At 73.9% G+C, this 20736-nt stretch carries 14 protein-coding genes and 3 pseudogenes; 13 read left to right on the forward strand and 4 right to left on the reverse strand.

Annotated elements, in window-relative coordinates:
* Positions 1–58: 58 nt before the first annotated feature.
* The 5 genes and pseudogenes from gatC (at position 59) to BS72_RS24475 (ending at position 4479) form a co-directional block, all read left to right on the forward strand.
* Positions 59–355 (forward strand): Asp-tRNA(Asn)/Glu-tRNA(Gln) amidotransferase subunit GatC, encoded by a 297-nt coding sequence (gatC, locus tag BS72_RS34665; protein WP_078901904.1) that lies wholly within the window; start codon positions 59–61, stop codon positions 353–355.
* A 59-nt stretch (positions 356–414) separates the two neighbouring features.
* Positions 415–1854: pseudogene (gatA, locus tag BS72_RS34670) on the forward strand (Asp-tRNA(Asn)/Glu-tRNA(Gln) amidotransferase subunit GatA); the annotation flags it as partial.
* Positions 1851–2159 (forward strand): hypothetical protein, encoded by a 309-nt coding sequence (locus BS72_RS39635; RefSeq protein WP_322942476.1) that lies wholly within the window; start codon positions 1851–1853, stop codon positions 2157–2159. The pseudogene gatA and the gene BS72_RS39635, both read left to right, overlap by 4 nt.
* Positions 2160–2188: 29 nt before the next feature.
* The gene (gene gatB / locus BS72_RS24470; protein WP_037913612.1) at positions 2189–3691 is read left to right on the forward strand and encodes an Asp-tRNA(Asn)/Glu-tRNA(Gln) amidotransferase subunit GatB; all 1503 of its coding nucleotides are present in this window, start codon (positions 2189–2191) and stop codon (positions 3689–3691) included.
* A gap of 392 nt (positions 3692–4083) precedes the next feature.
* Positions 4084–4479 carry a hypothetical protein gene (locus BS72_RS24475; RefSeq protein WP_037913615.1) on the forward strand — a complete coding sequence of 132 codons (396 nt, stop codon included), beginning with the start codon at positions 4084–4086 and terminating at the stop codon, positions 4477–4479.
* Here BS72_RS24475 and BS72_RS24480 read toward each other — a convergent pair.
* Positions 4472–5656 carry a PQQ-dependent sugar dehydrogenase gene (locus BS72_RS24480; RefSeq protein ID WP_037917484.1) on the reverse strand — a complete coding sequence of 395 codons (1185 nt, stop codon included), beginning with the start codon at positions 5654–5656 and terminating at the stop codon, positions 4472–4474. The genes BS72_RS24475 and BS72_RS24480 overlap by 8 nt on opposite strands.
* A 392-nt stretch (positions 5657–6048) precedes the next feature.
* A complete protein-coding gene (locus BS72_RS24485) occupies positions 6049–6588 on the reverse strand; it encodes a YbhB/YbcL family Raf kinase inhibitor-like protein (protein ID WP_037913616.1) in 540 nt (179 codons plus the stop codon).
* A 151-nt stretch (positions 6589–6739) separates the two neighbouring features.
* Between BS72_RS24485 and BS72_RS24490 the strand changes: the two genes are divergently transcribed.
* On the forward strand, positions 6740–7444 hold the full coding sequence (locus tag BS72_RS24490) for a GntR family transcriptional regulator (RefSeq protein ID WP_037913619.1): 705 nt from the start codon (positions 6740–6742) through the stop codon (positions 7442–7444).
* A 94-nt stretch (positions 7445–7538) separates the two neighbouring features.
* The gene (locus tag BS72_RS24495; RefSeq protein WP_037913622.1) at positions 7539–8402 is read left to right on the forward strand and encodes an SCO6745 family protein; all 864 of its coding nucleotides are present in this window, start codon (positions 7539–7541) and stop codon (positions 8400–8402) included.
* 224 nt (positions 8403–8626) lie between these two features.
* Here the strand turns inward: BS72_RS24495 and BS72_RS24500 are convergent.
* A pseudogene (locus BS72_RS24500) lies at positions 8627–9654 on the reverse strand (aldo/keto reductase).
* Positions 9655–9858: 204 nt separating this feature from the next.
* On the opposite strand from BS72_RS24500, the gene BS72_RS24505 reads away from it, so the two are divergent.
* Entirely contained in the window at positions 9859–10779 is a 921-nt protein-coding gene (locus tag BS72_RS24505; protein WP_037917486.1) for a 2-hydroxyacid dehydrogenase, read from the forward strand.
* Between the two features lie 85 nt (positions 10780–10864).
* Here BS72_RS24505 and BS72_RS24510 read toward each other — a convergent pair whose 3' ends face one another.
* Positions 10865–11224, reverse strand: coding sequence for a DUF6204 family protein (locus tag BS72_RS24510; protein WP_037913626.1), 360 nt, complete (start codon positions 11222–11224; stop codon positions 10865–10867).
* A 552-nt stretch (positions 11225–11776) separates the two neighbouring features.
* Here BS72_RS24510 and BS72_RS34675 point away from each other — a divergent pair.
* The 5 genes and pseudogenes from BS72_RS34675 to serA all read left to right on the forward strand — a co-directional run bounded on the left by BS72_RS34675 (position 11777) and on the right by serA (position 20640).
* A complete protein-coding gene (locus BS72_RS34675; protein ID WP_037913628.1) occupies positions 11777–14941 on the forward strand; it encodes an EAL domain-containing protein in 3165 nt (1054 codons plus the stop codon).
* Between the two features lie 189 nt (positions 14942–15130).
* Positions 15131–17013, forward strand: a pseudogene (locus BS72_RS24520) (acetolactate synthase large subunit).
* Between the two features lie 71 nt (positions 17014–17084).
* A complete protein-coding gene (gene ilvN, locus BS72_RS24525) occupies positions 17085–17612 on the forward strand; it encodes an acetolactate synthase small subunit (RefSeq protein ID WP_037913633.1) in 528 nt (175 codons plus the stop codon).
* A 77-nt stretch (positions 17613–17689) separates the two neighbouring features.
* Positions 17690–18688: a ketol-acid reductoisomerase gene (gene ilvC / locus BS72_RS24530; RefSeq protein ID WP_037913636.1), complete on the forward strand. Its 999-nt coding sequence runs from the start codon at positions 17690–17692 to the stop codon at positions 18686–18688.
* Positions 18689–19047: 359 nt separating this feature from the next.
* Positions 19048–20640 carry a phosphoglycerate dehydrogenase gene (serA, locus tag BS72_RS24535; protein WP_037913638.1) on the forward strand — a complete coding sequence of 531 codons (1593 nt, stop codon included), beginning with the start codon at positions 19048–19050 and terminating at the stop codon, positions 20638–20640.
* Positions 20641–20736: the final 96 nt, after the last annotated feature.

The following is a 20736-nucleotide window of genomic DNA, read 5'->3' on the forward strand; positions in this document are numbered from 1 at the left end:
CCGGGCCGCCGTAGGATTGGGGGCCACACCCGACAACTCACCCCCAGAGGTTCGCTGCATGCCTGGCATCACGCGCGAGGAGGTCGCCCACCTCGGCCGGCTGGCACGTCTGGAGCTGTCCGACGAAGAGCTCGACCACTTCGCCGGACAGCTCGACGACATCATCGGTGCCGTAGCCCGTGTTACCGAGGTGGCCGGCGAGGACGTCCCGCCGACCTCCCACCCGCTGCCCCTGACCAACGTGATGCGCACGGACACCGTCCGGCCGTCGCTGACCGCGGAGCAGGCGCTGTCCGGCGCCCCCGCGCAGGAGCAGCAGCGCTTCAAGGTCCCGCAGATCCTGGGGGAGGACTGACCACCATGACGGACATCATCCGGCTCACCGCGGCCGACACCGCCGCCAAGGTGGCCTCCGGCGAGCTCACCGCCGTCGAGGTCGCCGAGGCGCACCTGGCCCGTATCGAGGCCGTCGACGAGAAGGTCAACGCCTACCTGCACGTGGACCGTGAGGGCGCGCTGGCCAAGGCCCGCGAGGTGGACGCCAAGCGGGCGGCCGGCGAGCGGCTGGGCCCGCTGGCCGGCGTGCCGCTGGCGCTGAAGGACATCTTCACCACCGAGGGCGTGCCGACCACCGTCGGCTCGAAGATCCTCGAAGGGTGGCTGCCGCCCTACGACGCCACGGTCACCAAGAAGCTCAAGGCCGCCGACGTGGTCATCCTGGGCAAGACCAACATGGACGAGTTCGCGATGGGCTCCTCCACCGAGAACAGCGCCTACGGCCCCACCGGCAACCCGTGGGACCTCACCCGCATCCCCGGCGGCTCCGGCGGCGGCTCGGCCGCGGCCCTGGCCTCGTTCCAGGCGCCGCTGGCCATCGGCACCGACACCGGCGGGTCCATCCGCCAGCCGGCCGCCGTCACCGGCACCGTCGGCGTCAAGCCCACCTACGGCGGCGTCTCCCGCTACGGCATGGTCGCCTTCTCCTCCTCCCTGGACCAGGGCGGGCCGTGCGCCCGCACCGTCCTGGACGCGGCGCTGCTGCACGAGGCCATCGCCGGGCACGACCCGCTGGACTCCACCTCCATCGACGCCCCCGTGCCGCCGGTCGTCGAGGCGGCCCGCAACGGCGACGTCAAGGGCCTGCGGATCGGCGTCATCAAGGAGTTCGGCGGCGAGGGCTACCAGGCCGGCGTCGTCCAGCGCTTCCAGGAGTCCGTTGAGCTGCTGCGGAGCCTGGGCGCCGAGGTCGTCGAGCTGTCCTGCCCGTCGTTCAGCTACGCCCTGGCCGCGTACTACCTGATCGCGCCCTCGGAGTGCTCCAGCAACCTGGCCCGCTTCGACGCCATGCGCTACGGGCTGCGGGTCGGCGACGACGGCACCCGCTCCGCCGAGGACGTCACCGCCCTCACCCGCGAGGCCGGCTTCGGGCCCGAGGTCAAGCGCCGGATCATCCTGGGCACCTACGCGCTCAGCTCCGGCTACTACGACGCCTACTACGGCTCGGCGCAGAAGGTGCGCACCCTGATCACCCGCGACTTCGAGCGGGCCTTCGGCCAGGTCGACGTCATCGTCTCGCCCACCACGCCGACCACCGCCTTCCCGATCGGCGAGCGGGCCGACGACCCGCTGGCGATGTACCTGGCCGACCTGTGCACCATCCCGGTCAACCTCGCCGGCAACGCGGCGATGTCGCTGCCGTGCGGCCTGGCCCCGGAGGATGGTCTCCCGGTAGGACTGCAGATCATCGCGCCCGCACTCCAGGACGACCGGCTCTACCGGGTCGGCGCAGCCGTCGAGGCCGCCTTCGTGTCGAAGTGGGGCCACCCACTGCTTGAGGAGGCACCGCAGCTGTGAGCACCGACAAGAAGACCCCCGCCACGTCCACCGACACCTTCGGCGGCAGGTCCGCCGGTTCCGGTGAGTCCGGCGGCGGGTTCGGCGGCAAGTCCGGCGGCAAGGGCAAGGGCGGCACGTACCTGTCCATCGGCACGTCCCTGTTCAGCGGCTACACCGCCGTCAAGAAGGTCCGTACCGCCCGCGCCGAGGACGACAAGCTGCGGCTGGTCGACGCCCTGCTGCGGGCCGCCGTGGTGACCACCGGCATCGTGCTGCTCGTCCGCGAGCTGCGCCGGGCCGAGACCGACTCCCTGACCGGCTGACCGGGCGGACGAAAGAGGTAGAGCGAAAAGTGACCGTCACGGATCTGCTGTCCTACGAGGACGCCCTGGCGTCCTACGACCCGGTGATGGGCCTGGAGGTCCACGTCGAGCTGGGCACCCGCACCAAGATGTTCTGCGGCTGCTCCACCGAGCTCGGCGCCGACCCCAACACCCAGGTCTGCCCGACCTGCCTGGGGCTGCCGGGCGCCCTGCCGGTGGTCAACGAGATCGGCGTGGAGTCCGCCATCCGCATCGGCCTCGCGCTGAACTGCGAGATCGCCGAGTGGTGCCGGTTCGCCCGGAAGAACTACTTCTACCCGGACATGCCGAAGAACTTCCAGACCTCGCAGTACGACGAGCCGATCGCCTTCAACGGCTACCTGGACGTCCAGCTGGAGGACGGCGAGGTCTTCCGGGTGGCGATCGAGCGCGCCCACATGGAGGAGGACACCGGCAAGTCCACCCACATCGGCGGCGCGACCGGCCGTATCCACGGCGCCTCGCACTCGCTGCTGGACTACAACCGGGCCGGCATCCCGCTGATCGAGATCGTCACCAAGCCGATCGAGGGCGCCGGCGCCCGCGCTCCGGAGGTGGCCCGCGCCTACGTGGCGGAGCTGCGCGAGCTGATCCGCTCCCTGGGCGTCTCCGAGGCGCGGATGGAGATGGGCCAGATGCGCTGCGACGTCAACCTGTCGCTGCGCCCGCACGGCACCGCGAAGTTCGGCACCCGCAGTGAGACGAAGAACGTCAACTCGCTGCGCAGCGTCGAGCGGGCCGCCCGGTTCGAGGTCCAGCGGCACGCCGCGGTGCTCTCCTCCGGCGGCACGATCGTGCAGGAGACCCGCCACTTCCACGAGGAGGACGGCTCCACCACCTCCGGCCGGATCAAGGAGGAGGCGGAGGACTACCGCTACTTCCCCGAGCCGGACCTGGTGCCCATCGCGCCGGACCGCGCCTGGGTGGAGCGGCTGCGGGCCGAGCTGCCGGAGCTGCCGCTGGCCCGCCGCGAGCGGCTGAAGAAGGAGTGGGGCATCTCGGACCACGAGATGCAGTCCGCGCTCAACGCCGGCGCCATCGACCTCGTCGTGGCCACCATCGACGCCGGGGCGGACGCCGCCTCGGCCCGCAAGTGGTGGATGGGCGAGCTGGCCCGGCACGCCAACGAGGCCGCCACGGAGCTGTCCTCGCTGCCCATCACCCCCGAGCAGGTGGCCCGGGTGGCCGCGCTCGTCGCGGCCGGCGACCTCAACGACAAGCTGGCCCGCCAGGTGATCGAGGGCGTGCTGGCCGGCGAGGGCGACCCGGACGCGGTGGTCGAGGGACGCGGCCTGAAGGTGGTCTCCGACGACAGCGCCCTGGGCGCGGCCGTCGACCAGGCCATCGCGGAGAACGCGGCCGTCGCCGACAAGGTGCGCGGCGGCAACCTCGGCGCGGCCGGCGCCCTGATCGGCGCCGTCATGAAGCTGACCCGCGGCCAGGCGGACGCCAAGCGGGTCCGCGAACTGGTCCTGGAGAAGCTCCAGGCCTGACGGTCCGGCCGTCCTGACGGCGGTGCCGAACGGCCCCTGCCGCGGACCTGACGGCCCGGCACCCCGCGGCCCCGGACTCTCCGGGCCGTGACGGCGAACGGAGGCGGTACCCCCACCCGGGGGTGCCGCCTCCGGTCTTTCCGGACACGTGTGCACGGCGGGCGTTCCCAGGCCGACGGCGCCGGCACCGCCAGCCGGTGTACCCGGCCGCGCGTCGGGCACTGCCTCGGGACGGGGACCTGCTCCCACGGGTCCGTGCCACGACAGTACGGTGGACCTCGCACCGTTCGGCCGAGCCGGCACCGGTTGCGTGGCGGACGGGCGCGACCCGCCCCCGCGGGCTCCCGCCGCGCAGGCAGCCACCCGCGTACGAGCTGAAGGACACCACTGTTGTGAGCAAGAGCGGGTTCGCCGTCGTCGACAACCTCGGCGTCGCCCTCGCCGCGGTGGAGGACCTCGTCGAGGGGGCGGACGAGGTCGAACGCCCCGGTCTGGAAAGGGCGTCCCGCGAGATCGCGAGGATCATCGCCTCATCCCTCGACCCGCGCGTCCAATGGGCTCAGCGCATCCTCGCGGGGGCCGGCGTCGACGCGGGGGACATGGTCGCCGCGGTCCGCGCACTGCGCTCGCACGCTTCGGGGCTGGGCATCCTGGAGGCCGGAGTCCTGGTGAGGAGGCTCAACGAGGCGGGTAGCGCCGTACAGGCGGCCGGCCGGCGCCGTCCGGGTCCGAGGCCAGGTCCGGGCCCGTCCGCTGAGGGCGGGGTGGACGGCCGGCCCGTCAGCTGACGGTGAGCTTCAGGACGCGGTCGTCGCCGGAGTGCGGGGTGCCGCGGTCGTCGGTGTTGCTGGTGGTCAGCAGCAGGGTGTGGTCGTCGGTCGCCACCACCGTGCGCAGCCGCCCGTACTTTCCGGTGAGGAACGCCTGGGGCGCCGCCGCGGCCCTGGTGCCCGCCAGCGGGATCCGCCACAGCCGCTCGCCCTTCAGGGACGCCATCCAGATGCACCCGGCCGCGTAGGCGATACCGCTGGGGGATGCCTCGTCGGTGTGCCACTGCACCACCGGGTCGATGAACCCGGGGTGGTGGGCGATGCCCTCGACGTCCGGCCAGCCGTAGTTGCCGCCGGGCACGATCAGGTTCAGCTCGTCCCAGGTGTCCTGGCCGAACTCCGACGCCCACAGCCGCCCCGCGGAGTCCCAGGCCAGGCCCTGGACGTTGCGGTGGCCGGTCGAGTAGACGAGCGAGCCGGGGATGGGGTTGTCCGACGGCGGCCGGCCGTCGGGCGTCATGCGCAGGATCTTGCCGCCCAGCGACGCCTTGTCCTGGGCCAGCGCGCGCTGCCCGGTCTCGCCGGTGCCCGCGTACAGGTCGCCGTCCGGGCCGAAGGCGATCCGGCCGCCGTTGTGCAGGGTGCCGGTGGGGATGCCGCGCAGGATCGTGTCGGGGGCGCCCAGCTGCTCGCCCGCCGGCCGCGACGGGTCGTAGAGCATGCTCGCGACGCGGTTGTCGGAGTCGGTGGAGAAGTAGGCGTACACCAGGTGGTCGGCGCCGAAGTCCGGCGACAGCGCCAGTCCGAGCAGGCCGTTCTCGCCGCCCTTGGTGTGGGTCACGCCCGGCACCAGGCCGATCGTGGTGACGCTGTGGGTGTTGGGGTCGACCCTGACGATGGTGCCGGAGTCCCGTTCGGCCACCAGCAGCCCGCCGTCGGGGAGTTGGACCAGCCCCCAGGGTGCGGACAGGCCCGTGGCGACGGTGCCGACGACCTTGGCGCTGCCCTTCGCGGGTGCGGCGGACGGCGAGGCGGAGGGCGTCGCGCTCGCCGAGGGCGCGCTGTGCCCGGGCGCCGAGGAACGGGCGGAGGCGGCGCCCGTCGACGGGTGGTGGGCGAGCGGGTTGTCCTCGGCCGGGCCGCCGGAGGAGCAGCCGGCCGCCAGCAGCACGGCCGCCAGGGCGGTGGCGCACAGCGCGGGGCCGCGCCGCCGGGACCTCCCGCGCCCGGCTTCCGCCGCCGCTTCCGTCGGCCGCGCCGCGCCGCTCGGCACGCCCCGGCCGCCCGCCCGGGCCGTCCGCCCGGTCCCGCCTCGTGTCCTCACCGTCAGCTCCCGCGCCTGTGGCCTGCTCCGCTTCGCAGCCAAGCACACCACACGGGGACGGCACGGCGCGCGCGTTCGGGATCAAACGAGCGCACGGCGCGGTGGCGACGGCTCCCGACCGCGATCACGGTCGGGAACCGTCGCCGGGGTGGGACCGGCCGGGCGGGCCGCAGGCTGGCGGGGATCGGTCCGGCGCCGGCCGGCCTGGCGTCGGTCGGCCCGGCGGGGACCAGGCCGGTGGAGGTCCGCCCCGCCGCGGTGCGTCAGGCGGCGGTCTCGGCGGACGTGATCAGGACCGCGCGGCCGAGGATGTGGCCGGCCATGGCGAAGCCGAGGGCGGCCGGGGTGGCGTCGGCCGGGACGCCGACGGACTCGACGCCGAGGGCGTGCACCACGGTGAAGTAGCGGTGCGGGCCGTGCCCGGCCGGCGGGGCCGCGCCGATGAAGCGGGCCGCGCGGGCGTCGTTGGGCAGTTGGAAAGCGCCCTCGGGCAGGCCGGAGCCGGTGTCGTCGCCCGCGCCCTCGGGCAGTTCGGTGACGGCGGCGGGGATGTCGGCGACCGCCCAGTGCCAGAACCCGGAGCCGGTGGGCGCGTCGGGGTCGTAGACGGTGACGGCGTAGCTCCTGGTGCCCTCCGGGGCGCCGCTCCAGGACAGCTGCGGTGAGCGGTCCTTCCCGCCGGGGACGCCGAAGACGCCGGAGAACTGCTCGGGCGGCCAGGCATCCCCGTCGCCGACGGTGGTGCTGGTGACGGTGAAGGAGGACGCCTCGGGAAGGCGGGCGAAGGGGTCGTTGGCGCTCATCGGGTCGTTCCTTTCAGGCCGTGCTGCGAGGTGGAGGGGAGGGGTGGCGGAGGGCCGAAGGGTGCCGCGGCTGCCGCCCTGATCGAACCACCTCGCGAATCGATCGCGGCGAGCATAATCGATTATTCGTTTCATCGTCTATTCTTAAGTCATGAACGAGACGACCCACACCCCGGCACCGCCGGGGAAGCAGATGCTCTCCGAGCAGGTCTACGTACGCCTGCGGGACGCGATCATGCGCGGGGACCACGCCCCGAGCGACGCTCTCAAACCGCAGGACCTCGCGAAGGAGCAGGGCGTGAGCCTGGCCGTGGTGCGCGAGGCGCTCGTGCGGCTGGTGGGCGACGGGCTCGCCGACCGGCTGCCCAACCGCGGCTTCGCCGTCCCGGCCTTCTCCGACCGCCGCTGGCAGGAGGTGGCCGAGGCCCGCCGGGCCATCGAGCCGGTCGTCCTGCGGATGTCCGTCGAGCGCGGCGACGTCGACTGGGAGGCCCGTGTCCGAGCCGCCCACCACCGGCTGGCCCGCACCCCGGCGTACCTGCCGGAGGAGGGGGAGTACTACAGCGCCGCGTGGTCCGAAGCCCACCGGGACTTCCACCGCACCCTCCTGGACGGGTGCGGCAACCCCGTCCTGCTGGAGGCGTTCGACCGGCTGTGGACCGCGAGCGAGCTGGCCCGCCGCTGGTCCGCGCACCGCAACCCCGACCGGGACGGGGCCGCCGAACACCGCCGGCTGGAGGAGGCGGCGCTCGCCCGCGACGCCGGCACCGCGGCCGAGGTGCTGGCCCAGCACCTCACCCAGACCGCCGCCGGACTGACCGACCCCATCCACCACGAGTCCGCGAAGGACGTCTGATGGCACCGGACCGCCCCGCCCGCCCCGCTCGGCCACCGCACCCGATCACCGCCACCGCCGCCATCGCCGCCGACACCGAGACAGGGGCCACGGCATGACGACGTCCGAGGCGGGTACGGGCCGCCGCTGCCACAACGCCGTCAGCCCCCTGCACGCGGCCGTGTACTTCGCGCCGGAGCCGGAGGACGAACTCGCGGCCCTCGGGCTGGAGCGCGGAGCCATGGCCTACTTCGCGGGCCGCGCCGCCCCGCTCGGGGCCGTGGGCGCGGGCACCGTCACGGCGACGTTCTACAACTTCAACCCCGAGCACGTGCGGCGCCACATCCCCGCCGCGTGGACCGTCGCCGCGCCGGAGGCGGTGCTCGCGGCCCGGCTGCGCGGCGCCGACGCGACGCTGCGGCGGCTGCTCGGGGCGGAGGCCATCGCGTCGGAGGAGATGGCCGAGACGGCCCGGCTCGCGCTGCGCGCCACCGAGGCGTGCCGCCGGGAGGCGCGGCCGCTGTACGCCGCGAACGCCGACCTGCCCGTGCCCGAGGAGCCGCACCTGGCCCTGTGGCACGCGGCGACGCTGCTGCGCGAGCACCGCGGCGACGGCCACCTCGCCGCCCTGGCGATCGCCGGCCTGTCCGGCGTCGAGGCGCTGGTCCTGCACAACGCCACCGGCAGGGCGCCGACGTCGGCGCTGTTCATGCGGACCCGCGGGTGGTCCGCGCGGCAGTGGGCCGCGGCCCGGGACGGGTTGCGCGAGCGCGGCCTCCTGGACGAGGCGGGGGACCTCACGGCGGAGGGGGCGGCCCTGCGCGGTGAGGCCGAGGCGCTCACCGACCGTCTCGACGCCGCCCCGTACGACCACCTCGGCCCGGCGGCCACCGCGCGCCTCACCGAGCTGGCCGGCGGCCTCAGCGGAACCCTCAGAGCCGCGGGCGCCTTTCCGGCGGTGCACTTCGGCAGGGGCTGAGGGCGGTCGAGCACTGACAGCTCACGAGGGCCGGGGACGGGTGCCTGGCCGGACGTCCCGCGCGAGCGCGCCGGGATCGGAAGCGGGCGAGGGCGGGCCCGCGGGCGGGGCGGTGGAGGGCGGCGGGCCACGCGGCCGGGGGAGCGGGCCCGGCCGCCCGGCGACCGCCGTCCCCCGCCGCGGCTGCTTCCGCCGTTTTGGCCGCTTCCGATCCTGCCCGGCCGTCAGTCCCAGGAGCCGCGCGCGGGGGGCAGCGCGTCGATCTCGGCGAGGTCGGCGGGGGTCAGCCGCAGCCGTGCCGCCGCGGCGTTCTCCGCTGCCCAGCGGGCCGTCTTGGCGCCCGGCACGGGAACGACGGACGGGCCCTGTGCGAGCACCCAGGCCAGGGCGGTCTGCGCGGGGGTGGCGCCGTGCCGGGCGGCGACCCGGCGCAGGCCGGCCACCACGGGTTGGTTCGCGGCCATCATCTCCGCGGTGAAGCGCGGGTGCATCGCCCGCGGGTCGTCCCGCTCGAAGCCCTGCCCCGGCGTGAGCGTGCCCGTCAGGAAGCCGCTGCCCAGCGGCAGGGCGGCCAGGAAGCCGACACCCCGGGCCGCGCACCACGGCAGCAGCTCGGCCAGCGCCTCCCGCGCCCACACCGACAGCTCGGCCTGCACGCTCGCCACCGGGAACACCTGCTGCACCCGGGCCAGTTGGTCCAGCACCTCGGCGTAGGGGCGGCCCCTGCGGCGGCCCCGGCCCGACCCGCGGGCCGTGCCGCCCGCCCAGCCGGGCCGCCCGCGCCGACCGCGCACAGGCCCAGGGCCCGCACCTTCCCGGCCGCGACGAGCTCCGCCATCGCCCCCCAGGTCTCCTCCACCGGCACCTCGGGGTCGGCCCGGTGCAGCTGGTAGAGGTCGATGGAGTCGGTCTGGAGGCGCCGCAGGGACGAGTCACAGGCCCTGCGCACGTACGCCGGGCGGCCGTTGGCCACCAGGTGCTGCTCGCCCACCAGCAGCCCGCACTTGGTGGCCACGAACGCCTCGCTCCGGCGCTCCCGCAGTACCCGGCCGAGCAGCAGCTCGTTGGTGAAGGGGCCGTACATGTCAGCCGTGTCCAGCAGCGTGACCCCGTGGTCGAGAGCGGTGTGCACGGTCCGCAGCGACTCCTCGCCGTCCCGCCGGGACGCGCTGTACGCCCAGTTCATCGGCATGCACCCCAGCCCCACCGCACCCACCGCGAGCGCCGCGGCCCCGAGCGTCCTGCCCTCCACCCGAACACAACCTCCTTGCGCGGGCCCACTCTGTCACACGCCACGGCCCCCACCGGAGGGGACCGGACAGGCCGTAGCCTCCTGACCATGACCGATCCAGCCGCCCGCCGTGCCGACAGCGCTCCCCCCGCCCACCGTGCCGAGCGACCCGCCGCCTCCGCCGTTTCCGCCGCCTCCGCCGTGACCGGCGCCCGCAGGCCGGTGGTGTGGCTGCCGCTGCCGCCCGAGGAGGCCGGCGCGCTGCCCGACTCCCTGGAGTACGTCTTCTGGGACGGCGAGGACGACTTCCCCGCCGACCCCGCCGAGGCCGCCTTCTACGTCGTGCCCTACATGAAGCGCCAGGAGACGCTGGTCCGCCCGCTGGCGGCGATGGCCGCGGTGCGGGTCGTGCAGACGCTCACCGCCGGCACCGACAACGTCGCCGGACACGTGGCCCGGATGGCGCCCGGCGTCCAGCTCTGCAACGCCCGCGGGGTGCACGAGGCGAGCACCGCGGAGCTCGCCCTCACCCTGATCCTGGCCTCGCTGCGCGGCGTCCCCCGCTTCGTGCGCGGCCAGGAGCGGGAGAAGTGGTACTCCGGCTTCTACCCGGCGCTCGCCGACCGCCGGGTGCTCATCGTCGGCTACGGCTCGATCGGCGCCGCCATCGAGGACCGCCTCGTCCCCTTCGAGGTCGAGGTCGACCGGGTCGCGCGCGCCGCCCGGCAGGCCCCGCGCGGCCCGGTGCACGCGCTGGCCGACCTGCCCGCGCTGCTGCCCGCCGCCGACGTCGTCGTGCTCACCACCCCGCTCACCGGGCAGACCGCCGGGCTGGCCGACGCCGCCTTCCTGGGGCGGATGAAGGACGGCGCGCTGCTGGTGAACATGGCCCGCGGACCGGTCGTCGACACCAAGGCGCTCCTGGCCGAGACCGAATCCGGGCGACTGACCGCCGCGTTGGACGTCACCGACCCCGAACCGCTGCCCGCGGGGCACCCGTTGTGGCACGCGCCCGGTGTGCTGATCAGCCCGCACGTGGGCGGCAGCACCTCCGCGTTCCTGCCTCGCGCCCGGCGGCTGCTCGCCGCCCAGCTGGGCCGTTTCGCCGCCGGGGAGCAACTGGCCAACGTGGTCTCCGTCACCTGAGCCGGCCTCCGCCACCTGAGCGGCCTCCGGCGACAGGCACCGACCGGACCGCCGGCCGGAGCCTGCCGCCGGCGCAGGGGCCCGCTCAGGAGTCCTTCCGGGCCGCCTCGCGGCGCTGCCGCTTGCCCAGCGGCGCCTGGGAGAGGTCCTCGGCGCTGCTCCGGAGGTTCTTGTAGCCGTAGCCGCGTTCGGCCAGCCAGGCCCGCGCCGCGTCCTCGGCGCGCTCGCTCGCGGCCAGGATGTCCTCCTCCTCTTCCCCCGATTCCTGGAAGCGGAAGGTGAAGGCGGAGCGCGCCGCCAGGTCGTAGCTGAGGTGCCCCTCGGCGGTGAAGGCCGCGGACAGGACGTCGTGGTCCGCGGCATGTGCGAGAAGCTCGGCCCGCTGCTCGGGCCGGAGTCCGTCGAAGACCCCGCGGACGGTGACGCGGAAGGTACGAGTGCTCATCCCGCGACCCTAACCAGCGGGACCGGTGCCGCTCCAGCACGTTTACGGCGGCGCCCGCCGGGGGCACGGATCGTCCGGGGAACCCCGGCCGGCCGTACGTACCGGCGGCTCGGCCGCGGCGCCCCGCCGGCCCCGCCGGAACGGGCCCGAGGGCGGCGGAACCCCCGCCCCCCGGCCCGCCGGAGGCCGGGCGTACGGACCGTCCACAGGCGGCGGACGGACCCTCGACCGGACGGCGGACGGACCGTCAACCGGACGGCGGACGGACCGTCGACCGGTCGTCAACCCGCCGCCGGCCGGCCGCCGACTGCGGCCAGTGGCCGCCCGTCCCCTGATGATTACACAGTGTAGAAACAACCTGTCCCAGAGTGACCAATCTGGTGTATCGTCGGCATACGGGGGCACGTTGTGACCGAACGACCACGGACACGGCGTGCGAACGACGACCCAGTGAGGGGGGCGACTGGCGATGCGGGACCGGCGTGGCACATGGTGGGGGGCATGGCGCGGAAGCGCGCGCGCCCGGCGCGCCACGGCCCGCAGGAGCGAGCCGTGAGCACCGGCGCGGCGGTGCTCGCCGCACCGGAGGAGACCGCGGGCGAGCGGGGCGGGCTGCTGCCCCAACTGCTGCTGGCCCTCGTCTGCGGCGGCTACACCGTGGGCGCGGCGCTCGGCTGGGGCGACACCGAAACGGCCCTGGTGATGGGCGACTTCGGGCTCGCGGCCGGGGCGGCGGCGGCCTCCGTCTCGTCGCTGCTCTACGCGCGGCGAGCGGCCGGCCCGCACCGGCCGGCCTGGCTGCTGTTCGCGTTCTCCTCCGCCATGAGCGCGCTGGGCAACGGCATCTGGGGCTGGTACGAGGTGGTCCTGCGCGAGACCGTACCGCGGACCTCCGCCGCGGACTTCTGCTTCCTGCTCTTCGCCCCGCCGGCGATCACCGGGCTGCTGGTACTGGCCAAGCGGCCGGTCACCCGGGCCGGATGGGTCTGCCTCGCGCTGGACACCTGGCTGATCGGCGGCTCGCTGCTCACCCTGTCCTGGACGCTGGCCCTCGCCCGCACCGCCACCTTCGACGGCCCCAGCACCGCGCGGATGGCCATGTCCCTCGCCTACCCGCTGCTGGACATCGTCCTGGTCAGCATGGTGCTCGCGCTGCACTTCCGGCGCTCCGGCGTGAACCGGGCGGCGGTCAACACCGCGCTGGCCGCGCTGGCGCTCACCGTGCTGTGCGACGCGCTGTTCACCTCCCCGCTGCTGCGGGCGCACTACCGCTCGGGCCAGGTGCTCGACGCCGGATGGTTCGCCGGCAGCCTGCTGCTCGCCTACGCCCCCTGGGTCGGCTCCCGGCCCCACGCGCCGCGCCGCGCGGGCGCCGCCGCCCCCCGGGTCGCCACCTCCCTCACCGCCCTGACGCCCTACCTGGCCGCCGCGGTGTGCACCCTCGGCGTCCTCTACGACGTCACCACCGGCCGCAAGGTGGACCGGGTGGTGCTGGTCACCGCCTGCACGGTGGTGCTCGCCCTGGTGGTCCGGCAGGGCATCATGCTGCTCGACAACATCTCCCTCACCCAGGAGCTGGCCCACAAGGAGAACCACTTCCGCTCCCTCGTGCAGGGCTCCAGCGACGTCATCATGATCGCCGCGCCCACCGGTGTGCTGCGCTACGTCAGCCCCGCCGCGCAGGGCGTCTACGGCCGGGACCCCGAGGAGATGGTCGGCACCGAACTGGCCGCCCACATCCACCCCGACGACCTGGGCCGGGTGCTCCACGAGGTCCGGCGCTTCCTCGCCGCGCAGCCGGAGGAGCAGCCCGCCACCCGGATCGAGTGCCGCATCCGCTCCGGCCCCGCCCGTCCCGCCGCCCGGCCCCGGCCGGGCTCCGGCCCCTGTCCCGGCCCGCAGGGCCCGCTCGCCGCCGCCGAAGGGGCGCCGGGCCAGGAGCGGCCCGGCGCGGGCTGCGACTGGCTCAACGTCGAGTCCAGCGTCACCCGCTACCAGGGCGGGCTGATCTTCAACAGCCGCGACATCACCGAACGCGTCCGCCTCCAGGCCCAGTTGCAGCACAACGCCTCGCACGACCCGCTCACCGACCTGCCCAACCGCGCGCTCTTCCTGGAGCGGCTCGGCCGGGCGGTCGGCGGCCGCCGGGCCGGGGACCGCACCGCCGCCGTGCTCTACGTCGACCTCGACGGCTTCAAGGAGGTCAACGACACCGTCGGCCACCAGGCAGGGGACGACCTGCTGGTACAGGCCGCCCGGCGGCTGCGCGAGGCGCTGCGGGCCGGGGACACCGCCGCCCGGCTCGGCGGCGACGAGTTCGCCGCCCTGGTCACCGGCCCGGACACCGTCCCCATCCCGCACCCCAGGACCACCGCGGACGGCGTCGGCGGGCCCGGGGGCGGCTTCGCGGGCGCCTCGGCCGCCGCCGGGCCCCGGAGCACCGGAGCCCCCCGGACGGCCCACGAGGAGCGCGTCCTGGACATCGCCGACCGCCTGCGCGCCATCCTCTCCGAGCCCTACCGGGTGGACGGCGTCGAGGTCCGCGTCGGCGCCAGCGTCGGCGTGGCCTTCGCCGAACCCGGCGCGACCCCCGGCGAGGTGATGCGCCACGCCGACATGGCGATGTACCGGGCCAAGCAGTCCGGCAAGGGCCGCATCGAGCTGTACTCCCCGCAGCTCCAGGCCGACACCGCGCGCCGCACCGAGCTGGCCGGCCGGGTCAGGAAGGCGCTGGACGAGGGGGAGTTCACCCTCCTGCACCAGCCCGTCGTGGAGCTGTCCGGCGGCCGCATCACCGGCCTGGAGGCCCGGCCCCGCTGGCGCTCCGCCCAGGGCATACTCTTCACCCCCGCCGAGTTCCTGCGCGCCGAACCGGACGGCGAGCGCGGCTTAGACGTGGGGCGCTGGCTGCTGGAGAGCGCGGTCGAGCAGGCCGCGCAGCGGTACGGCGCGGGCCACCGGCTCCCCGTCACGGTACGGCTGTCCGCCCGTCGGCTGCTCCACCGCGACCTGCCCTCCCGCGGCATCGAGCACCTGCTGGCCCGGCACGGGCTGCCTCCCGGCGGCCTGGTGGTGGAGGTGGCCGGCGGTGACCCGCGGGTCGCCCCGGAGGAGCTGGAGCAGCGGCTGGCCGGCCTGCGCCGGCTCGGCGTGCGGGTGGCGCTCGCCGGCTTCGACGCCGGATACGGCGCCCTGGGCGCCCTGCGCACCCTCCCGGTCGACGTGATCAAGCTCGACCGCGCCTTCACCGACGGCGTGGTCGAGTCCACCCGGCAGCACAAGATCACCCGCGGGCTGCTCGGCATCGCCGCGGATCTCGGCATCGGCACCGTCGCCGAGGGCGTCGACCGTCCGGAGCAGGTCCAGGCCATGCGCGCCATGGGGTGCCTCCAGGGTGTGGGCGCCGCCTTCGCCGGACCGCTGGAGGAGGCCCCGCTGCGCCGCTGTCTGAACCGCGGCGGCTACCCCGTCCCCCCCGACCCCCGGCGGGAGCCGGCGGTGCCCGGCGAACCGCAAACGGACCCGAACGGCGGCACCCGGGACCCGAACGGCACCCCGTACGTCCCGCCGCACCGGGACCCGCACCGGGAACCGCGCGACGCGCCCGCCGGCGTGCGGCACGACGACCCGCGCGCGTCCCGCGACCCGGTGCCGTCGAGCGGCCTGCCACCCCTCCCCAGGCGTTCGAATGCTGAGACGGCCATCCCACCGGCTTGACACCCCCCGGGGAGCGGGAGCAAGGTCGGGGCCATGCGCACCCTCCTCGTACTTGGAAAGCGCGTCGGCTGACCGGGGCCCCAACGCCTCGCACCCACCGGCGCGCTCCCCTCGCTTGCCTTACGGCACGAGGGGTTTTTTGTTGTCCGGCCCCCAGAAGACCCTCATCTTCGAGAGAAGAGAACGCAGATGACCGAGCAGGCCACCGGGACCCACCACCCGCAGCCGCGGACCCGCAGCGCGGCCGCCGCCGCCCCGCCGAGCGCGTCACCGGCGCCCAGGCGCTCATCCGCTCGCTTGAGGCCGTAGGCGCCGACACCGTGTTCGGTATCCCCGGTGGCACGATCCTGCCGGCCTACGACCCGCTGATGGACTCCACCAAGGTCCGCCACGTGCTGGTCCGCCACGAGCAGGGCGCCGGCCACGCCGCCACCGGCTACGCGCAGGCCACCGGCAAGGTGGGCGTGTGCATGGCCACCTCCGGTCCCGGCGCCACCAACCTGGTCACCCCGATCGCCGACGCGCACATGGACTCCGTGCCGATCGTCGCGATCACCGGACAGGTCTCCTCCAACGTGATCGGCACCGACGCCTTCCAGGAGGCGGACATCTGCGGCATCACCATGCCGGTCACCAAGCACAACTTCCTGGTCATCGACCCGGACGACATCCCGCGCACCATCGCCGAGGCGTTCCACATCGCCGCCACCGGCCGTCCCGGGCCGGTCCTGGTCGACATCGCCAAGGACGCCCTGCAGAAGCAGACCACGTTCTCCTGGCCGCCGCAGCAGGACCTGCCCGGCTACCGCCCCGTCACCAAGCCGCACGCCAAGCAGATCCGCGAGGCCGCCCGGCTGGTCAACGAGGCGCGGCGCCCCGTCCTCTACGTCGGCGGCGGCGTCCTCAAGGCGCAGGCCACCGCGGAGCTGCGCATCCTGGCCGAGCTGACCGGAGCCCCCGTCACCACCACGCTGATGGCGCTGGGCGCGTTCCCCGACAGCCACCCGCAGCACGTCGGCATGCCCGGCATGCACGGCGACGTCTCGGCCGTCACCGCGCTCCAGAAGGCCGACCTGATCGTCGCCCTCGGCGCCCGGTTCGACGACCGCGTCACCGGCCGGCTGGACACCTTCGCGCCCTACGCCAAGATCGTGCACGCCGACATCGACCCCGCCGAGATCGGCAAGAACCGCGCCGTCGACGTCCCGATCGTCGGCGACGCCCGCGAGGTGCTGGCCGACCTGATCGTCGCCGTCCAGGCCGACCACGACGCCGGCCGCAAGGGCGACTACACCGACTGGTGGCGCCAGCTGAGCTTCTGGCGGAACACCTACCCGCTGGGCTACGACGTCCCCGAGGACGGCCGCCTCGCCCCCCAGCAGGTCATCGAACGCATCGGCCAGCTGGCCCCCGAGGGAACCCTGTTCGCCGCGGGTGTCGGCCAGCACCAGATGTGGGCCGCCCAGTTCATCAAGTACGAGAAGCCCTCGACCTGGTTCAACTCCGGCGGCGCCGGCACCATGGGCTACGCGGTGCCCGCCGCGATGGGCGCCAAGGCCGGCCGCCCCGAGGCCACCGTCTGGGCGATCGACGGCGACGGCTGCTTCCAGATGACCAACCAGGAACTGGTCACCTGCGCCCTGAACAACATCCCGATCAAGGTCGCCATCATCAACAACGGCGCCCTCGGCATGGTCCGCCAGTGGCAGAACCTCTTCTACGGCGAGCGCTTCTCCAACACGGTGCTGCACGACGGCGCCGGCAGCGTCCCCGGCACCACCCAGGGCTCCACCCAGGGCGTCGGCTCGCTGCCCAACCGCGGCACCCGGGTGCCGGACTTCGTGAAGCTGGCCGACGCCATGGGCTGCGTCGGACTGCGCTGCGAGACCGCGGACGAGCTCGACGCGGTCATCGCCAAGGCCAACTCCATCAACGACCGGCCCGTGGTCGTGGACTTCATCGTCCACGAGGACGCCATGGTCTGGCCGATGGTGGCCGCCGGCACCTCCAACGACGAGATCATGGCCGCCCGCGACGTCCGCCCGGACTTCGGCGACGGCGAGGACGACTGACCCGCACCGGGACCCGCACCAGCGCCGTACGCCGGCCCCCAGAGGCCGCCGCAGGAAGTGAAGGAACCCCCATGACCAAGCACACGCTGTCCGTGCTGGTGGAGAACAAGCCCGGTGTCCTGGCCCGGATCACCGCCCTGTTCTCCCGGCGCGGCTTCAACATCGACTCGCTCGCCGTCGGCACCACCGAGCACCCCGAGATCTCCCGGATCACCATCGTGGTCAACGTCGCCGACCAGCTGCCGCTGGAACAGGTGACCAAGCAGCTCAACAAGCTCGTCAACGTGCTGAAGATCGTCGAGCTGGACCCGGCCGCCGCCGTCGCCCGGGAGCTGGTGCTGGTGAAGGTGCGGGCCGACAACGAGACCCGCTCGCAGATCCTGGAGATCGTCCAGCTCTTCCGCGCCAAGACCGTGGACGTCTCCCCGGAGGCCGTCACCGTCGAGGCCACCGGCGTCGCCGAGAAACTGGCCGCCATGCTGCGGATGCTGGAGCCCTTCGGCATCAAGGAGCTGGTGCAGTCCGGCACCATCGCCATCGGACGCGGCGCCCGCTCCATCACCGACCGCTCGCTGCGCGCCCTCGACCGATCCGCATAGCGAGACCCGAAAACCCCCTGCCCCCCGCCGGACGTACGGTGGGGCGGTACCGACGAAATTCCAAGGAGAGACCCCAAGTGGCCGAGCTGTTCTACGAGGACGACGCCGACCTGTCCATCATCCAGGGCCGCAAGGTCGCGGTCATCGGATACGGCAGCCAGGGGCACGCCCACGCGCTGTCGCTGCGCGACTCGGGCGTCGACGTGCGCGTCGGCCTGCACGAGGGCTCCAAGTCCAAGGCCCAGGCCGAGGAGCAGGGCCTGCGCGTGGTGACCGTCGCCGAGGCCGCCGCCGAGGCCGACGTCATCATGATCCTGGTGCCGGACCCGATCCAGGGCCGCGTCTACGAGGAGTCCATCAAGGACAACCTCAAGGACGGCGACGCCCTGTTCTTCGGCCACGGCCTGAACATCCGCTACGGCTTCGTCAAGCCCCCGGCCGGCGTCGACGTCTGCATGGTCGCCCCGAAGGGCCCGGGCCACCTGGTCCGCCGCCAGTACGAGGAGGGCCGCGGCGTTCCGTGCATCGCGGCTGTCGAGCAGGACGCCACCGGCAACGCCTTCGCGCTGGCCCTGTCCTACGCCAAGGGCATCGGCGGCACCCGTGCCGGCGTCATCAAGACGACCTTCACCGAGGAGACCGAGACCGACCTCTTCGGCGAGCAGGCCGTGCTCTGCGGCGGCACCTCGGCGCTGGTCAAGGCCGGCTTCGAGACCCTGGTGGAGGCTGGCTACCAGCCGGAGATCGCCTACTTCGAGTGCCTGCACGAGCTGAAGCTGATCGTCGACCTCATGTACGAGGGCGGCCTGGAGAAGATGCGCTGGTCGGTCTCCGAGACCGCCGAGTGGGGCGACTACGTCTCCGGCCCGCGGATCATCAACGACGGCACCAAGGCCGAGATGAAGAAGATCCTCGCCGAGATCCAGGACGGCACCTTCGCCAACAACTGGATCGCCGAGTACAACGCCGGCCTGCCGAAGTACAACGAGTACAAGAAGGCCGACGAGAGCCACCTGCTGGAGACCACCGGCCGCAAGCTGCGCAAGCTGATGAGCTGGGTGGACGAAGAGGCCTGATCCCGACGGCCCCGTGAGGGGCCGCCCGCCGTACACCGCGGCCACAAGCCGCCAGCCCCGGGCCCGCCCGCTCGTACACGACGCCGAGCGCGGACCGGGGCGCCAGGCGCGACACCGCCGGGCCGGAGCTCTCCGGCCCGGCGGAGCTGCCTGCGGCTTTGTACGAAGCGACGCAACCCTTCCGGGTGATCCTGCCATTTCGGCAATGGCGCCCGACCACCGCGTCGATACACTCCCTTAACAAGCGCGTCAGGCTCACAGCGTCGTGCGTCTCCCACGCGGCAAGCCCATCCCGCCCATCCCGCCCTCCCCGGGGCGGCCGCACGGGACCGGCCGCCCCCTGGACTAGTGAGGACCACGTGAGCCAGAAGCCTGTCGTACTCATCGCAGAAGAGCTCTCGCCCGCCACGGTGGACGCCCTCGGCCCGGACTTCGAGATCCGGCACTGCAACGGCGCGGACCGCGCCGAGCTGCTCTCCGCGATCACCGACGTCGACGCCATCCTGATCCGCAGCGCCACCAAGGTGGACGCCGAGGCCGTCGCCGCCGCGAACAAGCTCCGCGTGGTCGCCCGGGCCGGCGTCGGCCTGGACAACGTGGACGTCGCCGCCGCCACGAAGGCCGGCGTCATGGTGGTCAACGCGCCCACCTCCAACATCGTCACCGCCGCCGAGCTGGCCTGCGGCCTGCTCATCGCCAGCGCCCGCAACATCGCCCCCGCCAGCGCGGCGCTGAAGGCCGGCGAGTGGAAGCGGAACAAGTACACCGGCGTCGAGCTGAGCGAGAAGACCCTCGGCGTGGTGGGCCTGGGCCGTATCGGCGTCCTGGTCAGCCAGCGGATGGCCGCCTTCGGGATGAAGGTCGTCGCCTACGACCCCTACGTGCAGCCCGCCCGCGCCGCCCAGATCGGCGTCAAGCTGCTCACCCTGGACGAGCTGCTGGAGGTCTCCGACTTCATCACCGTCCACCTGCCCAAGACGCCCGAGACGGTCGGCCTGATCGGCGACGAGGCGCTGCGCAGGGTCAAGCCCTCGGTGCGGATCGTCAACGCCGCCCGCGGCGGGATCGTCGACGAGGAGGCGCTGGCCGCCGCCCTCAAGGAGGGCCGGGTCGCCGGCGCGGGCCTGGACGTGTACGCCAAGGAGCCCTGCACCGACTCGCCGCTCTTCCAGTTCGACAACGTGGTGGCCACCCCGCACCTGGGCGCCTCCACCGACGAGGCCCAGGAGAAGGCCGGCATCGCCGTCGCCAAGTCGGTCCGGCTGGCGCTGGCCGGCGAGCTGGTGCCGGACGCGGTCAACGTCCAGGGCGGCGTCATCGCCGAGGACGTCAAGCCCGGCCTGCCGCTGGCCGAGAAGCTGGGCCGGATCTTCACCGCGCTGGCCGGCGAGGTCGCCGCCCGGCTGGACGTCGAGGTCTGCGGCGAGATCACCCAGCACGATGTGAAGGTGCTCGAACTCAGCGCGCTCAAGGGCGTGTTCGAGGACGTGGTGGCCGAGACGGTGTCCTACGTCAACGCGCCGCTGTTCGCCCAGGAGCGCGGCGTCGAGGTCCGGCTGACCACCAGCTCGGAGTCGCCCAACCACCGCAACCTCGTCACCGTCCGCGGCACCCTGGCCGACGGCAGCGAGGTCTCGGTCTCCGGCACCCTGGCCGGCCCCAAGCACCAGCAGAAGATCGTCGCGGTCGGGGACGAGGACGTGGACCTGGCGCTCGCCGACCACATGGCGTTCCTGCGCTACACCGACCGCCCGGGCGTGGTCGGCACCATCGGCCGCATCCTCGGCGAGGTCGGCGTGAACATCGCCGGCATGCAGGTCGCCCGCGCGGCGGTCGGCGGCGAGGCGCTGGTCGCCCTCACCGTGGACTCCACCATCCCGGCCGGCGTGCTCAGCGACATCGCCGACGAGATCGGCGCCACCTCGGCCCGCGCGGTCAACCTGACGGACTGACGCAGCCGGTCCGGCCCCACCCGGCCGGGCCGTCAACTTCGGCGCCGCCCTTCACTCGTTCGAGGGGCGGTGCTGTCGTTTCCAGGCGCTACGGTG

The organism is Actinacidiphila yeochonensis CN732 (assembly GCF_000745345.1).
Taxonomy (GTDB): Bacteria; Actinomycetota; Actinomycetes; order Streptomycetales; family Streptomycetaceae; genus Actinacidiphila; species Actinacidiphila yeochonensis.

Coding starts and splice junctions, on each gene's coding strand:
- BS72_RS24510 (WP_037913626.1), bottom strand. CDS start 11,224: ATGAGCACTCGTACCTTCCGCGTCACCGTCCGCGGGGTCTTCGACGGA.
- gatC (WP_078901904.1), top strand. CDS start 59: ATGCCTGGCATCACGCGCGAGGAGGTCGCCCACCTCGGCCGGCTGGCA.
- BS72_RS24485 (WP_037913616.1), bottom strand. CDS start 6,588: ATGAGCGCCAACGACCCCTTCGCCCGCCTTCCCGAGGCGTCCTCCTTC.
- ilvN (WP_037913633.1), top strand. CDS start 17,085: ATGACCAAGCACACGCTGTCCGTGCTGGTGGAGAACAAGCCCGGTGTC.
- BS72_RS24490 (WP_037913619.1), top strand. CDS start 6,740: ATGAACGAGACGACCCACACCCCGGCACCGCCGGGGAAGCAGATGCTC.
- BS72_RS24495 (WP_037913622.1), top strand. CDS start 7,539: ATGACGACGTCCGAGGCGGGTACGGGCCGCCGCTGCCACAACGCCGTC.